Raw genomic sequence first — 14,990 nt, forward strand, 5'->3', positions numbered from 1 at the left:
CAAGCATTGTGCGCGGCATTCGGAAAGGAATGCGTCCGTGCCCTGTGACAGTCAATACCTGCCCGCCCTGGTCCTGAACGCCGATTTCAGGCCCCTTTCCTACTTTCCGCTTTCCCTGTGGTCATGGCAGGACGCCATCCGCGCCGTCTGGCTGGACCGCGTATCGGTGCTGAGCGAATATGACACCGTCGTGCGTTCCCCCACCCACAGCCTGCGCCTGCCCAGCGTCATCGCGCTGAAGGACTATATCCCGTCCGCCCGCAAGCCCGCCTTCACCCGCTTCAATGTCTTCCTGCGGGACAATTTTTCCTGCCAGTACTGCAACACCCGCTTTCCGACACAGGAACTGACATTCGACCACGTCATTCCGCGCAGCAAGGGCGGCCGCACAAGCTGGGAAAACGTGGTGACGGCATGCAGCCCATGCAACCTGATCAAGGGATCGTACATGCCCCACCAGATCCGCATGTATCCCGACCGCACGCCCACACGCCCCACCAGCCGCAGGCTACAGGAAAACGGCCGGGCCTTTCCGCCCAACTACCTGCATGAAAGCTGGCGCGATTACCTGTACTGGGACACCGAACTGGAAAACTGAACGGATCGGGGCACAGGCCCCGACACGTTATTTTGTATAGCTGTAGCCGTATTCGTCCGCCATCTTCTGCAGGTCGGGCGCGCCACGCAGCTTCAGCGGCAGCGGCTCGGCATGCTTGTGGTTCTTGCTGAAGACGAAGTTGTGGTCGCTCATCCGCTGGCAGGTGTTCGCAGCGATGGGAAAGCTGAGCTGCATGGTGGTGCCCATCTGTTCGCGCAGGCACTTCACGTCACTTTCGAAGGGCTTGCGCCCGATTTCAGCGGTACAGCCGCATACCATAACCAGCCCACATGCCAGCAGCCCGAGGCGGGCGGACATTCTTTCCACGATTTTCAGCTTCATTTCGACCCCGTCGCTTAAGCGGTGCCGACACTGCCACGAAAGCGCCGGTTGCGATAGGGGACATGACGGTCATCCACGCCCTGCCCCGTTGGCAGCGCATAGGTCCCCTACCCCCAAAGCCGGGCATGAAAGAAAAACATACCAGCCCATGAAATACAGCAAGGGGCGTGCTGGCATTAACTGAATGCATAGGTGATATTACCGTGAACTGGATGACAGATCACACTTATATTGCCACCCTCTGTCATTATTCTTATTTTTTCTAAATCGTGTCTGATATATAAAAAATACAAATACGGCGCTGGTCCGGCTGTAAATTTGTTATCGGATTGCGTATGCACTGGCGTGCTGTGACACCGTCCCCATCGATGCCCTGAGGTAAAAGAATGAGATTACTGGCCGTTCATCCAAGCTCGCTCATGTACACGAAGGTCTTCCTGCGTCTTGAACCGCTGGGGCTTGAACTGGTTGCCGGTGCCGCGCGCAACAAGGGACATGATGTGGAAATCATCGACCTGCAGGTCGAGAAGCATCCCGATTACTGGGAACGCGTCGAGCGATTCCGTCCGCACGCCATCTGTTTTTCGGGCAACTACCTGGCCAATGTCCCCGAGATCATTGACCTGTGCAAGGAAACGCGCAGGCGCCTGCCCAACGTGTTCCTGTTCATTGGCGGGCACTCGATCTCGTTCATCGCGCGTGACGTGCTCGCACTGTCCGACGGGGCCATCAACTGCGTGCTGAAGGGGGAAGGCGACGCCACCGTCGGTCTGCTGCTCGAGGCATGGGAACAGGGCAAGGACCTGCTGACCGTGCCCGGCGTCGTCACCATGGAAGGCGATGGCCCGCCGCCGATCTTCATCGAATCCCTGGATGAAGTCCGTCCCGCGCGTGACCTGCTGCGCCACCGCCGCAAGTACTTCATCGGCACGCTGGACCCGGCGGCGTCGATCGAATTCGCCCGTGGCTGCCCCTGGGACTGCACGTTCTGCAGCGCATGGACCTTCTATGGCCGGTCCTACCGCACTGCCAGCGCCAAGGTGATTGGCGAGGAACTGGAGGAAATCAAGGAACCCGGCATCTTCATCGTCGATGACGTGGCCTTCGTCCATGCCGAGCACGGCCTTGCCATCGCCGATGAGATCAAGCGCCGCAACATCAAGAAGGAATACTACCTCGAGACCCGCGCCGACGTACTGATGCGCAACAAGGAAGTGTTCGCGGTCTGGAAGGAAATCGGCCTGAGCTACATCTTCCTCGGGCTGGAAGCAGTCGATGCGGAAGGGCTGAAGCGGTTCCGCAAGCGCGTGTCGATGGACCGCAATTTCGAGGCGCTGGAATACGCCCGTTCGCTGGACCTGATCGTCGCCATCAACCTGATTGCCGACCCGTCATGGGATCGCGAACGCTTCGAGGTGATCCGCCAGTGGTGCCTGGAAATCCCGGACATCGTGAACATTTCGGTCACCACCCCCTACCCCGGCACGGAAATCTGGGAAAGCGAGTCCCGCAAGCTGACCACGCGCGACTATCGCCTGTTTGATATCCAGCACGCGGTCATGCCCACCACGCTGCCGCTGCGTGAGTTCTATGAAGAACTGGTCAAGACCCAGCAGATCCTGAACAACAAGCATCTGGGCTGGAGCGCGATCAAGGACACGCTGGGCATTGCCCTGCGTCTTGCGCTGCGTGGGCAGACCAACTTCCTGACCATGATCTGGAAGTTCAACTCGGTCTTCAATCCCGACCTGCAGATGGCCGACCATGCGCAGAAGCCGGAATACGAAATGCCGCTGAAGCCGGAAGGCACCGATCAGAAAATCGATCGCAAGACGCTGTATGTCCATGGCCCTGCCGGCCGCAAGTCGCGCAAACTGGATGATGATACCGAAAAGTTTGTGGATGAAACCCGCATGAGCACGGTTGACTGAGCCGTCACGCCGCATCACGTTCATGACCTGAAAGGCCGGTTGCTTCATGCACCGGCCTTTTTTGCATCCTGACGCTACACACCGTCCCGGTTATCTGTGACGGGCCACTCCCCGCAGGGACATGCTCCACGCCTGCCGACCCGTAGAAACAGGCCCTGACCGACAGCCATGATCCTGTGCAGCATGCTGCTGCGCGTCGTCCCGGCAGGTTATGGGGTGATAGGCTGCGGCATGAATCATGGCTTTTCAGTCCGTAATTCCCGATAATAATTTTATTACGGTCGATAATATCAAAATCCGGAGCATACCCGGTCCGGCCCCTGCTCCGCCAGCCCGTGCAGGACCATCAATCATGTCCTTGACGCGTTTCTGGGTCCGTCGCCTGGGAATAAGGGGATGATGGCGTTAAACGCCCTTATCTGGTGTAATTGGTCCGGTTCTCAACCACAGGCACCCATACAGGCTGCCAGCAGGTGTAAAGGCGATCAGATCATGGAAACAATAACACTGAACATAAGCGGCATGACCTGTGACGGGTGCGCGTCCAAGGTGGTGAATGCGCTGCAAGCCGTGGATGGCGTCTCGATGGTGGAAGTCTCGCTGGAACAGGGCAAGGCCTTCGTCACCTATGACGGACGCGTCACCAATCCCGACGACCTGTTCGCCGCAGTGGACGATGCCGGTTTTGACGCCGGTTACTGACCGGCCGGGACAGGCGTGAAAGAAGTTCCTGGTGAAGCTTTTTTCAAAAAGCTTCAGGAAATGCCGCCTTTTTTCAAAAAGGCGGCCCCCGGAAAACTTCTGTTCCGCATTCAGGCGGGCATCGCCGCGGCGGCCTTGCGTATGGCCTGCGCCATGGCTTCCACCCCGTTGCCCCGGTTGGTGGACAGGGCCTGCACCAGGCCAAGGTCACGCAGGAATCCGGGGTCCGTATTCAGGATCTCGTCCCGGCTGCGTCCCGAATAAACCCGCAGCAGCAGCGCCACCAGTCCCGACACGATGGCCGCATCCGACGCGCCGGCCAGGTACAGCAGGCCATCACGCGGCTGCACTTCCATCCAGACCTGGCTCTGGCATCCCGGCACGCGATGGGCGTCATCCTGCCATTCAGCGGGGAATGGCGGCAGCTTGCGCCCCAGTTCGATGATGTACTGGTAACGCTGCATCCAGTCATCAAACAGGGCCAGTTCCTCGCCAATTTCCGCAATGGCATCAGCGGCGGTGTCGTCCTCGGGCTTAACAAAGGGGTCGGTCATCATCTTTCCTGTTACGCGGGGCCTCATGACGGGCCGGAAAACGGGACGGAACGCAAAAGGCCGCACCCTGTGGCGCGGCCCCCTGCACCGGCAGTTACTGCCCTACAGGATAAAGCGGCTCAGATCACCCTTGCGGGCCAGGGGGGCCACCCGGTTCTGGACATCATCGGCCGTGATCACCACATCCTCCCCGCTCCTGTCGGCAGCAGTGAAGGATACATCTTCCAGCAGGCGTTCCAGCACGGTGGCCAGACGCCGCGCGCCGATATTCTCGACACGTTCATTGATGTCGGCCGCCAGTTCCGCCAGCGCGTCAATCGCGCCATCGGTAAAGGACAGCGTGACCTTTTCCGTGCCCAGCAGGGCGACGTACTGCTGCAGCAGCGAATGCTCCGGCTCGGTCAGTATCCGGCGCAGGTCGTCACGCGTCAGCGACGCCAGTTCCACGCGGATGGGCAGACGCCCCTGCAGTTCGGGCAGCAGGTCGGACGGCTTGGCAATATGAAATGCGCCAGATGCGATGAACAGGATATGGTCCGTGCGCACGGGGCCGTATTTGGTGGAAACCGTCGTCCCTTCAATCAGGGGCAGCAGGTCGCGCTGCACCCCTTCACGTGATACGTCGCCGCCACGCGATCCCCCTTCGGACGCACGGGCACAGACCTTGTCGATCTCATCAAGGAAGACAATGCCATGGTCCTGCGCATGGGCCACGGCTTCACGCGTCAGGGTTTCGGTATCCAGCATCTTGTCCGCTTCCTGCCGGATCAGGGCGGCACGGGCGGCAGCCACCGTCATGCGCTTCTGCTGCGGCATGCGGTTCATGAAGCCCTTCATCATATCGGAGAAGTTGATGACCGCACCGGGCGTCATGTTCGGCATGTCGGACGGTGACGGGCTGCCCCCTTCGGCAATCGAGATCTCGACTTCCTTGTTTTCCAGTTCACCGGCACGCAGCATCCGGCGGAACTTGTTCCGGGTTTCGGACGAAGCGCCTTCGCCCACCAGGGCGTCGAGCAGGATGTCCTCGGCCGCCTGTTCGGCGTTCTTTTCCACGTCCTTGCGCCGCAGGTCGCGCAGCATGTTGATCGAGGCCTCGACCAGATCACGCACGATGCTTTCCACGTCGCGGCCGACATAACCGACTTCGGTGAATTTCGTGGCCTCGACCTTCAGGAAGGGCGCCTGCGCCAGCTTGGCCAGACGGCGCGCGATTTCGGTCTTGCCGCAACCCGTCGGCCCGATCATCAGGATGTTCTTGGGCACGACCTCGTCACGCATCGCATCGGTCAGCTGCGCGCGCCGCCAGCGGTTGCGCAGCGCAATGGCCACGGCACGCTTCGCATCGGCCTGGCCGATGATGTAGCGGTCCAGTTCGGCCACGATTTCACGCGGGGAATGATTGGGAATTTCCATTACGCCGCTCCGTCCTGCGCATCCGCGCCCAGTGTTTCCACAATGACGGAATGATTGGTGTAAACACAGATGTCACCGGCGATCTTCATTGACCGCCGTGCGATGTCGACCGCCGGCAGTCCCGCGATCCCCAGCAGCGCGCGTGCCGCCGACAGCGCGTAATTGCCGCCCGAACCGATGGCGATGATGCCGTCCTCGGGTTCCAGCACGTCGCCATTGCCGGTCAGGGTGAAGGAGCGTTCGGCATCCGCCACGGCCATCATTGCCTCCAGCCGGCGCAGGTAGCGATCCGTGCGCCAGTCCTTCGCCAGTTCCACGCAGGCGCGTTCCAGCTGGTTGGGGTAGCGTTCCAGCTTGTTTTCCAGCCGTTCCAGCAGGGTGAAGGCATCCGCCGTGGCCCCTGCGAACCCGGCAAGGATCTGCCCAGTGGGGCCGATGCGGCGCACCTTGCGGGCATTGCCCTTGATCACGGTGGCGCCCAGCGTCACCTGCCCATCGCCCGCCATGGCAACCTGGCCATCACGCCGGACACATAAGATGGTTGTTCCATGCCACCCGACAGGGTCATGGGGAGATGAATGATATTCTTGCATATCAATAGAAATAAAACGTTCTCACGCCAGCACAAGGGGCAAGAACGCCCCGACGGTGCGGCGCCCCTATGCCTCCTGCGGGGCGCGGTGCATGATCCGGTCGATATGGGCGGCCAGATCGGCACGGGTAAAGGGCTTGTGCATGACATCGGCGCTGCCCGCCGGCAGAGCGCCGGCATTGGCGTATCCCGTCAGGTACAGCACCCGCAGTCCCGGGCGCAGCGCCTGCAGGTGATGGGCCGTCTCCATGCCCCCCATGCCCGGCATCATCACGTCCATGATCACAAGGTCGATCAGTCCCAGCCCCTGCTCCATGGCCTGCACGGCGGCGGTGCCGCTGGCGTATTCATGCACCTCATGCCCGCGCGCGCGCAGGAATCCCGCCGTCACCGCGCGCACGCCCGGTTCATCATCCACCACCATGACATGCAGCGCGCGCTGGCCCGCGCCCTCCGCCGGGGTGGCGGCCACGGCGGCGACCGGGGCATCCGTGGCGTTGCCACCGCCCTGCACCGGCAGGCACAGGTCCACGCGCGTGCCCTCGCCCGGCCTGCTGCGCACCTGTACCTCGCCGCCCACGTGGCGGATGAAGCCGTAGATCATGGACAGGCCCAGCCCGGTGCCACGCCCGACATCCTTGGTGGTGAAAAAGGGTTCGAACACGCGGGCCAGCGTCTCGGGCGACATGCCAACGCCCTGATCAGTCACCGAAACCATGACATATTCGCCGGGCACAAGATTCGTGCCCGCCACGATTTCCTTCACCCGCTTCAGCGCCGTGGATACCTTTATCAGCCCGCCTTCGGGCATGGCGTCCACGGCGTTGATGCACAGGTTGAGCACCGCCAGTTCCAGTTGCCCCGCATCGGTGCAGACCGGCGGCAGCATTCCGTCCGACGCTGCCGTATCCACCACGATGGCGCATGGCGCGCCGCCGCTTTTCCCCTGCCGCGACACCACCGTCTGCGCCAGCAGGTCGTTCATGCCATGCAAAAGGGCGTTCACGTCCACCGGCTCAAGGCTGAGGTCGCGCGGGCGGCTGAAATTAAGCAGCCTGCGCGTCAGTGACGCCCCGCGCTGCGCGGCGGCGGATGCATTATCCAGCAGGCGCGCCATCGGCCCCGTTTCCGGCCCCATGTCGCGCACCAGTTCAAGCGAACCGAGGACGGCGGTCAGCAGGTTGTTGAAATCATGCGCGATGCCACCGGCCAGCGTGCCCAAAGCCTGCATCTTTTCCGCCTGACGCAGGCGGGCGGCCATTTCCTGCTGGCGGGTAATATCACGGTTGATCACAACGGAGCACGCCGACCCGTCGCCCAGCGCCCCCAGCACAACACGCGTGATCTCGCGCCACCGTCCCTGCACGCCGCCACGGATATGGGCGGGCAGTTCGACGGTTTCCTCGTCCCGGCCCTCGGCATGCAGGCGTTCATGCGCCGCACGGATAAGGGGCAGCAGGTCCGCGTCACACAGCTCCTCCTCCGTATGGCCAAGGCAGCCTGCGATATCGCGGCCATAGAAATCGGCGGCCTGCCGGTTGATGCGGATGAAGCGGCCCTGCGCGTCCTTGAACCCCAGCCCCGAACGCAGGTTGTCCAGCAGGCCGTGCAGCAGCATGCGCTCGGTGCGCAGTTCACGTTCCAGCCGGTGGTAGTCCGCGGCCTGCACGATCATGGCGCGCAGGGCGTCCGGGTCCCATGGCTTGTGCGAATAGAACGAGATCCGCCCCTGGTTCAGCGCCGCCGCCACCGCCCCGATATCGGCATAACCCGTCAGCAGGATGGCCTGTGCATCGCTGTGCGCACGCGCGCGCGCCAGCATCACGTCGCCACCCATTTCGGGCATGCGCTGGTCGGATACGATCACGTCCACGTCGTTGCGCGCGGCGAGGATGTCCAGCGCCTCGGTGGGGGATGTGGTGGACAGGACGGTAAAGGTATCTTCCAGCAGGTCCGTCAGGGCCACAAGGATCTCGGCTTCGTCATCCACCAGCAGGACAACAGGGCGCGGCTGCGTCGCGGGGTTGGTGTTCATTGGTCTGCAACTCCCTGCACGAAGGCCACGCGGGGTGCCTCAACGCGCTTGATCGGATAAAGGCCGGGACGGGGCTGCCTGCCCCTCGTTCCCCGGACCGGGATTCCATGGCACGGAAATGGTGAAGCGCGCCCCGCCCTGCGGCGCGGCGCCAACCGACAGGCTGCCCTGGTGGGCCTGCACCACGCTGTAGGCGATCGCAAGCCCCAGCCCGGTTCCGGCACCAACCGGCTTGGTGGTGAAAAACGGCTCGAAAATACGTTCCTGCACATCAGGCGCGATGCCGGGGCCACTATCGGTAATGACAAAGACGTAGCTGTCCCGCCCGTCCCCGTTATGCGCAAGGAACGTGTGTATCTCGATTTCCCCTTCCGCGATCCCGCCACGGACAGACATATCATCAGGCTGGGCGGCAAGAATTGCATCGGCCGCATTGCTGATAATATTCATGATGACCTGATTGAGCAGCGCCGCCTGGCAGTACAGCCGGTCCGGGGCTTCGTACCGGCGTCTGACCACAATCCCGTTGCCCAGCTTCTGTGTCAGCAGCGCCATGACGGTTTCCAGCGCCTCCGGCACGTCGATCAGCTGGAACAGCCCTTCATCCAGTCGCGAGAATTTGCGCAGATTCAGCACAAGGTTCTGGATACGCCGCAGCCCCATGTTCATGGATCCCACCCGGTCGCGGCACTTGTTCAGGATCGCGGTCCGGTCGTCATGGCCGGGATCGGCGCTGTCGGCTTCCATCCCGATCACGCGGTCCAGACCACGCGCCACCGTATCCTTGTGCGCCAGGATGAAGGCCAGCGGGTTGTTGATTTCATGCGCGATGCCCGCCACCAGTTCACCCAGTGACGCCATCTTGGCCGTCTGCACCAGCTTGCCCTGTGTCTCGATCAGCTTGCGGTTGGCGTCGGCCAGTTCGCGGTTGGCCTGTTCCAGCGCCTCGGCCAGGGATGCCTTGGACGCGATGGCCGCGGCCTCCGCCCTGGCGCTCTTGACCGCGATCTCACGCGCCTGGCGCTCGACCTCGATCCGGCGCACGTCATCCTGCAACAGCTTGCGGCGCACCAGCACCCGAATGCGCAGCGCCAGCGCCGCAGGCCCCACATCGCGCGAGACGAGATCGTCTATCCCCGCCTCGAACACGCGGGCAGAAAATTCCTTCGCATCGGGCCGGGGTGCGCCATCCACCCCCAGGATACGCGGCGGCACGTTACCCGAAAGCAGGTCCTTCTGCCGCCATTCGTCAAGCTTGCGGCAGACTTCCAGCCCGTCGAATTCCCGGCACGCCAGGTCGATCACCACGCAGTCGGGCACATGGTCGGGGTCATGCAGCAGGGACGGCCTGAGCAGCGAGGGATCGGGGCACAGGGTGACGATATGCCCGTCACGCCGCAACTGGTCGATCAGTTCGGGCACCGCGCGCCGGTGGGCGGGTTCGGGGGCGATGACCATGATACGCGCGCGCCGGAACACGCGCTGCGGCAGGAGGGATGGCGCATGCGCCGCATGTTCACGCAGCAGCGCGCGGATACGGAAGACGATCAGCGCCGGGTCGGATGACTTGGGGATATAGGCGTCCGCCCCGCTTTCCAGCCCCTCGCGCTCGAGCCCCGGTTCGATCCCCTCCGTCAGGATCAGGACGGGAATGGTGCGCGTGACCGCGTTCATGCGCAGCTGGCGGGCCAGCTGCCCGCCATTCATGCCCGGCAGGTGGTAGTCGGCGATCACCAGTCCCGGCAGGCGTTCGTCAAGGGTATCGAGCGCTTCCTCCCCGCTGGCCACGCGGTGGACGTGAAAGCCGTGGCCTTCCAGCATGCGGCGGATACGAAGGGCCTGCGTGTCCGAATCCTCCACCAGCAGCAGGGTGTCGGCATGGTCCTGTTGGTCAGTCAGCGGCATCGGGGCGTCATCATCCTGCTAGGGGGCCTTCGGAAGGGATCTGGCCACCTGCCATGATCCGGAGAATATGCGGGGTGATTTCATGCACCGGCAGGCTTATGCACGCAGCCCCCGCGCGTTCGGCGGCCCCCGGCATGCCGTGGATGACGGCGGTGCTGCGGTCTTCGACAATGGTATAGCCACCGGCGCCACGGATACGGCCCAGCCCCGCCACGCCGTCTTCGCCCATGCCGGTCAGCAGCACGCCAAGGCTGTCCGCGCCAAACACGCGGGCCACGGAAGAAAACAGCACATCGGCCGATGGCCGCTGCCCCTGCACCACCGCATCATCATGCAGCAGCACGTCACCGCGCGGGCCGACCGTCATGTGCCGGTTGCCTGGCGCCACCAGCACCCGGCCGCGTTCCAGCTGCATGCCGTGCTGCGCCAGCATGACCGGCAGGGCCACATGCTGGTCCAGCCAGGCCGCGAACCCTTCCATGAAGGGATGGCCCATATGCTGCACCAGCACCACCGGCAGCGCGAAATCCGCCGGCAGGTCGCCCAGCACGCGGGCAAAGGCCGTAGGCCCCCCGGTTGAGGCCGCAAGGGCAAGGATGCGCGGACGGATATCCAGCGGGCGCGTCCACATGCCCTTGTGCCGGAAGGGTTCGGCCTGCATCAGGCGGCGGCGGATCACGGGCACCTGGCTCATGATATACAACTGCGTGGCAATTCCCTGCGCCACGGCTGCGCCGGCAGCACCCGACAGGCCCTGCGGTTTCTCGATCACCGACAGCGCCCCCGACCGCAGGGCGTTCATGGAAACCTGCGTCGCCTGCGCGCCGACGGTGTCACTGACGATCACGATGGGGGTTGGAAAATGCGCCATGATCTGCCGCGTGGCTTCCAGCCCATCCATGCCGGGCAGGCAGATATCCATGGAAATCACATCGGGGCGCAGGCGCGGGACAAGGCGCAGCGCCTCCTCGGCCGTTTCCACGGCCTCCACCAGTTCCAGGCGCGGGTCGCCCGTCACCACGCGCATGAGCAGGTGGCGCAGCACCGCCGAATCCTCCACGATCAGCACGCGGCGCGGGGGCTGGGGCGTCACATCGTTCACAACAGCCCCTTTATGGTGTCGATCAGTTCACCCTGGTCGAATTTCTGTTTGGTCAGGTAAGCACGTGCGCCGCCTTCCATGCCCCGGCGCACGTCATCCCCCTCGTCCCGTGATGTCATCAGGACAACCGGTATGCCCGACAGGTGGGGATCGGCCCGCATGGCCGCCAGCAGGGCGAAGCCATCCATGCGCGGCATTTCGACATCCGTCACCACCACATCCACATGCCGCGAGGACTGCTGGAGCATCGCCAGCGCTTCCTCCCCATCCACCGCAAGGCAGACATCGTAACCATGGGACTGCAATATAGTTTTCTGCAGTGTCCGGGTCGTGATCGAATCATCCACCACCATGACCAGCGGCGCATGGCGCACGGGCACCACGGGGGCGGCTTCATCCACGTCGCTGAAGCAGACGCCACCACCATTGCCCCGCAGCCGCCAGCGCGCAAACAGCCGGTCGGGGCTGAGGATGAAGACGGGCTGGTCCTCGCGCTGCCAGGCAATGCCGGGGACCAGTTCGCTGTCCAGCCCCACGGCTGTCGCGTCCGACACCAGCAGCGTGCGCACATCCACCATGCGTTCCACCGCAAAGCCGCAGCGTACGCCATCCACCTCCATCACCACGACGCTGACTGCGCCGTCGCGCACGGGCAACGGCGCGTTCTCATCCCCCACAAAGGCCCGCAGCGGCACCAGCGGCACCAGGTCCTCGGCCTGTTTCCCGGCCTGGCCGGCCACTGGCTGCGTGCCGTCATTGGGATGCGGCACCACGGCGAAGGGCGCGCCATTGAGCAGCCGGATCTCATCACGCCGCACCCGCAGCAGGTGGCGGATCACGCGTCCGGGCAGGCCGAGCGACTGCCCGGCATTTTCCACCAGCAGCACGGTGCGCTGGCGCTGGGACACCGGCACGGTCAGGGTGACGGTCGTCCCCGCGGGCTGGCGCTGTTCCATGCGCACGGTGCCATGCAGGGCGCGCGCCGCTTCCGCCACCACCGACAGGCCAACCCCGCGCCCGGCCAGCGTATCCGCCTGGCCACGCGTGGAAAAACCCGGTTCAAACACGCGCGCCAGCAGTTGCCGCGCCTCCAGCGGCGCATCGGCATGGACCAGCCCCTGCCCCGCCGCGCGCGCGGCAATCGCCTGCAGGTCCGGCCCGCGCCCGTCATCACTGACCGCGACCTGCAGCCGCACGCCCGTCAGGGTGACGGCGATGGTGATGTTCAGGCGTTCGGACTTGCCTTCCTTCAGCCGCCGGGCACGGGTTTCATGCCCGTGCACGATGGCGTTGCGCACAAGGTGGACCACCGGGTCGCGCAGGGCCTGCATCACGCGGCGTTCGGTCTGGACCTCCATGCCATGCATGTGCACGTCCACGCCTGCATCCGGCCCGCCATGTTCGCGGGCGATACGCCGGGCCATGGCGGCAAGGGAGCCGAACACGCTTTCGGCGGGCACGAGGGTCACGGCATGGACTTCCTCCCCCAGCCGCAGCAGCGCGCGGTCGATCTGCCCGGACATGAGTTCACGTTCGCGCCCCACCGTCATGAGCCTGCGCGTCATGCGCGCGAATTCGGCCACGGGATCGGCGCGCATGCGTTCGGGCGCATGCATGACCGCGCGGGATTCATCCAGCAGGTCCATCACCTGCGCCCACAGACGTTCATGCCGTTCGGCCACGGACATAAGATCATGCACCGCCGAGGCCAGCGCATCGAGCCGTGCGACAGGCACCTGCACATAGGCCGGGTTTTCCATGGCCGTGGCGGCGGGCGCGTCCTCATCCGGCGCATGGGCATCCGCCCCCGCCGGGGCCGCGGTCATGAGCAGGTCCACCTCGTCAAGTGTATCGGTAATCGCCTTCAGGTCGGCTTCATCTGGCAGGGCGCGGGCCGCCTGCAGGGTCGACAGGCGATTTTCCAGCGCATGGGCCACCCCTTCGACCACCGGCAGTTCCACCGCGCGCGCCGCCCCCTTGAGCGAGTGGACACGCCGGAAGATTTCCGCCAGCCCCTGCGCATCCGGGCAGCCAACGGCCACGATGCCGCGGATCACGCGCAGATGGTCGCGGTATTCCGCATCGAATACCGCCAGAAGTTCGTCGCGAAGGGTATCCACGGCCGGGCCGTCAGGTCTGGTAACGTGCGGAAATGGTCAGAAGCTGTTTTGACAGCTTGCCAAGGTTGCTGGCCGAGACCTCCAGATTGCGGGTGCCCGCCGATGTCTGCTGGCTGGCCTGGCGGATGCTCTGCAGCGCGGTCATGACCTGTTCAATGCCGATCTGCTGCTGGTTGGTCGACGCCACGATCTGCTGGAAGGCATGCACGCCTTCCTCGATCCCGCCGGTCATGCGTTCGATGGTACGGTAGGCGATGTCGGTGCGTTCCTTCCCTGCCGAGACACGCTTGACCGCTTCCTCCGTCAGCATGACGGAGGTGTTGATGCCGCGCTGGATGTCACCAAGGATGGCCCGCACGTTCTGCGTCGCATCGCGCGACTGGTCGGCCAGGATCTTCATCTCCGCCGCCACCACGGCGAACGAACGGCCATGTTCGCCCGCCGCCGCCGCCTCGATCGCGGCATTCAGCGCCAGCAGGTGGGAACGTTCGGACAGGTCGTTGACCGATGCGATGATTTCGCTGATCGCCTCGGTCCGTTCGGACAGGGCCACGATGTTCGACGCCACGGCTTCCGCCCCGTCATGGGTGTGGGCCATGGCGCGGGCCGTTTCCTCCACCGCTTCCAGCCCGCTTGCGGAACTGTGGACAATCACCTCCGCCGAGGAAATGACTTCACGCGCGCGCTTGCTGATCTGTGCGCCGGAATGGGTGATTTCATCCACGGTGGCCGCCGTTTCCTGCACCGCGGCAAACTGTTCTTCCACGCTTGCGGCCTGCTGCTGGGTGGAGGCGCGGATCTCGGCCACGGCGGCGTCAAGGTTCTGGGTGACTTCCCCGCTCTGGCGCGCGATTTCCCGCAGGCCGTCGATCATGCGGTTCAGGCCCGCGGCAAGGCGGGCGACCTCGTCCCGGTCCTCGCCCATGCCGCCCACCTTGGCGCGGGTGGCAAGGTCGCCCTGCCCCACGCGTTCCATCACATGCATGATGGACGAGATCGGTTCCATAATCGAACGCCGCGTCCAGAAGGTCACGATCAGGGCGACGACAACCGCCCCCGCCATGCCGATGGCCAGCGAACGGCGGCTGTAATCATACGATGCCGCCCCCTGCGTTTCGGCCACCTGCACCCCGTGGTCCAGCAGGGACGCCGCCCGCCCCACCAGCAGGTCTATCGACTGTTCGCGGCTGTCGATACGCGATGCCTGTTCGCGCACGCCCGCGTCATTGCCCGCGCGTATGGCCTGGAACAGCATGGCGGCGCCGTGCGTATCCATCTGGAACTGCGCGGAAATGTCACGCAACTGGCTGGCGACGGTATTGAACATCTCGCGCTGGTCGTCGCTGCGGGCCAGCCTGCTTCCTTCTTCCGCGCGCGACAGCACGCCCGCCAGCAGCCTGTCCGCGTCGCGCGCCTTTTCATCCCATCCGGCGATGGCGTCCTCCAGCACGGCGGGGGCGGTTTCGAAATCATGGGCGTAATAATGCGCAAGGATGGCAAGCCTGCGGGCGACAAGGTCGTTTTCATTGGCGCGGATATGCGTCAGTTCACGATAGACCGACAGGTCGCGGGTGACGATGATCGTCATTTCATCACGCACCTCCCGGATCTGTCCCAGCGCGTAGATACCCAGCGATACCATCAGCAGGACACCGACCATGAAACCGAACAGCAGGCGATTGGCGATTGTCAC

12 protein-coding genes are annotated in these 14,990 nt (G+C 64.1%); 3 read left to right on the top strand and 9 right to left on the bottom strand.

The genetic code is table 11. The annotated features are described in order from the left end of the window. Positions 1-37 precede the first annotated feature (37 nt). Positions 38-598 carry an HNH endonuclease gene (locus S101446_RS07010; RefSeq protein ID WP_010506513.1) on the top strand — a complete coding sequence of 187 codons (561 nt, stop codon included), beginning with the start codon at positions 38-40 and terminating at the stop codon, positions 596-598. A 27-nt stretch (positions 599-625) separates the two neighbouring features. Here S101446_RS07010 and S101446_RS07015 read toward each other — a convergent pair whose 3' ends face one another. After that, on the bottom strand, positions 626-940 hold the full coding sequence (locus S101446_RS07015; protein WP_025438979.1) for a hypothetical protein: 315 nt from the start codon (positions 938-940) through the stop codon (positions 626-628). A 386-nt stretch (positions 941-1,326) separates the two neighbouring features. Here S101446_RS07015 and hpnR point away from each other — a divergent pair, with 386 nt between their 5' ends. After that, on the top strand, positions 1,327-2,871 hold the full coding sequence (hpnR, locus tag S101446_RS07020; protein ID WP_087607988.1) for a hopanoid C-3 methylase HpnR: 1,545 nt from the start codon (positions 1,327-1,329) through the stop codon (positions 2,869-2,871). Between the two features lie 492 nt (positions 2,872-3,363). Continuing rightward, positions 3,364-3,573 carry a heavy-metal-associated domain-containing protein gene (locus tag S101446_RS07025; RefSeq protein WP_010506519.1) on the top strand — a complete coding sequence of 70 codons (210 nt, stop codon included), beginning with the start codon at positions 3,364-3,366 and terminating at the stop codon, positions 3,571-3,573. Positions 3,574-3,683: 110 nt separating this feature from the next. Here the strand turns inward: S101446_RS07025 and S101446_RS07030 are convergent, their stop codons facing one another. The 8 genes from S101446_RS07030 to S101446_RS07065 form a co-directional block, all read right to left on the bottom strand. Then, complete coding sequence (locus S101446_RS07030; protein WP_010506521.1) at positions 3,684-4,130, bottom strand: SufE family protein; 447 nt, start codon at positions 4,128-4,130, stop codon at positions 3,684-3,686. Between the two features lie 99 nt (positions 4,131-4,229). Beyond that, a complete protein-coding gene (gene hslU, locus S101446_RS07035; RefSeq protein ID WP_019084477.1) occupies positions 4,230-5,543 on the bottom strand; it encodes an ATP-dependent protease ATPase subunit HslU in 1,314 nt (437 codons plus the stop codon). After that, positions 5,543-6,136 (bottom strand): ATP-dependent protease subunit HslV, encoded by a 594-nt coding sequence (hslV, locus tag S101446_RS07040; protein ID WP_026018371.1) that lies wholly within the window; start codon positions 6,134-6,136, stop codon positions 5,543-5,545. Before hslV ends, hslU begins: the two co-directional genes overlap by 1 nt. 66 nt (positions 6,137-6,202) lie before the next feature. After that, positions 6,203-8,170, bottom strand: a complete 1,968-nt coding sequence (locus S101446_RS07045) for a response regulator (RefSeq protein ID WP_087607989.1) — start codon at positions 8,168-8,170, stop codon at positions 6,203-6,205. 39 nt (positions 8,171-8,209) lie between these two features. After that, positions 8,210-10,075, bottom strand: a complete 1,866-nt coding sequence (locus tag S101446_RS07050) for a response regulator (protein ID WP_087607990.1) — start codon at positions 10,073-10,075, stop codon at positions 8,210-8,212. Between the two features lie 10 nt (positions 10,076-10,085). After that, entirely contained in the window at positions 10,086-11,177 is a 1,092-nt protein-coding gene (gene cheB, locus S101446_RS07055) for a chemotaxis-specific protein-glutamate methyltransferase CheB (RefSeq protein ID WP_087607991.1), read from the bottom strand. After that, the gene (locus tag S101446_RS07060) at positions 11,174-13,297 is read right to left on the bottom strand and encodes a hybrid sensor histidine kinase/response regulator (RefSeq protein WP_087607992.1); all 2,124 of its coding nucleotides are present in this window, start codon (positions 13,295-13,297) and stop codon (positions 11,174-11,176) included. Before S101446_RS07060 ends, cheB begins: the two co-directional genes overlap by 4 nt. Positions 13,298-13,307: 10 nt before the next feature. Further along, positions 13,308-14,990 (bottom strand): methyl-accepting chemotaxis protein, encoded by a 1,683-nt coding sequence (locus S101446_RS07065; protein WP_010506536.1) that lies wholly within the window; start codon positions 14,988-14,990, stop codon positions 13,308-13,310.

The organism is Komagataeibacter europaeus (assembly GCF_002173515.1).
In the GTDB taxonomy this organism is placed as follows: Bacteria; Pseudomonadota; Alphaproteobacteria; order Acetobacterales; family Acetobacteraceae; genus Komagataeibacter; species Komagataeibacter europaeus.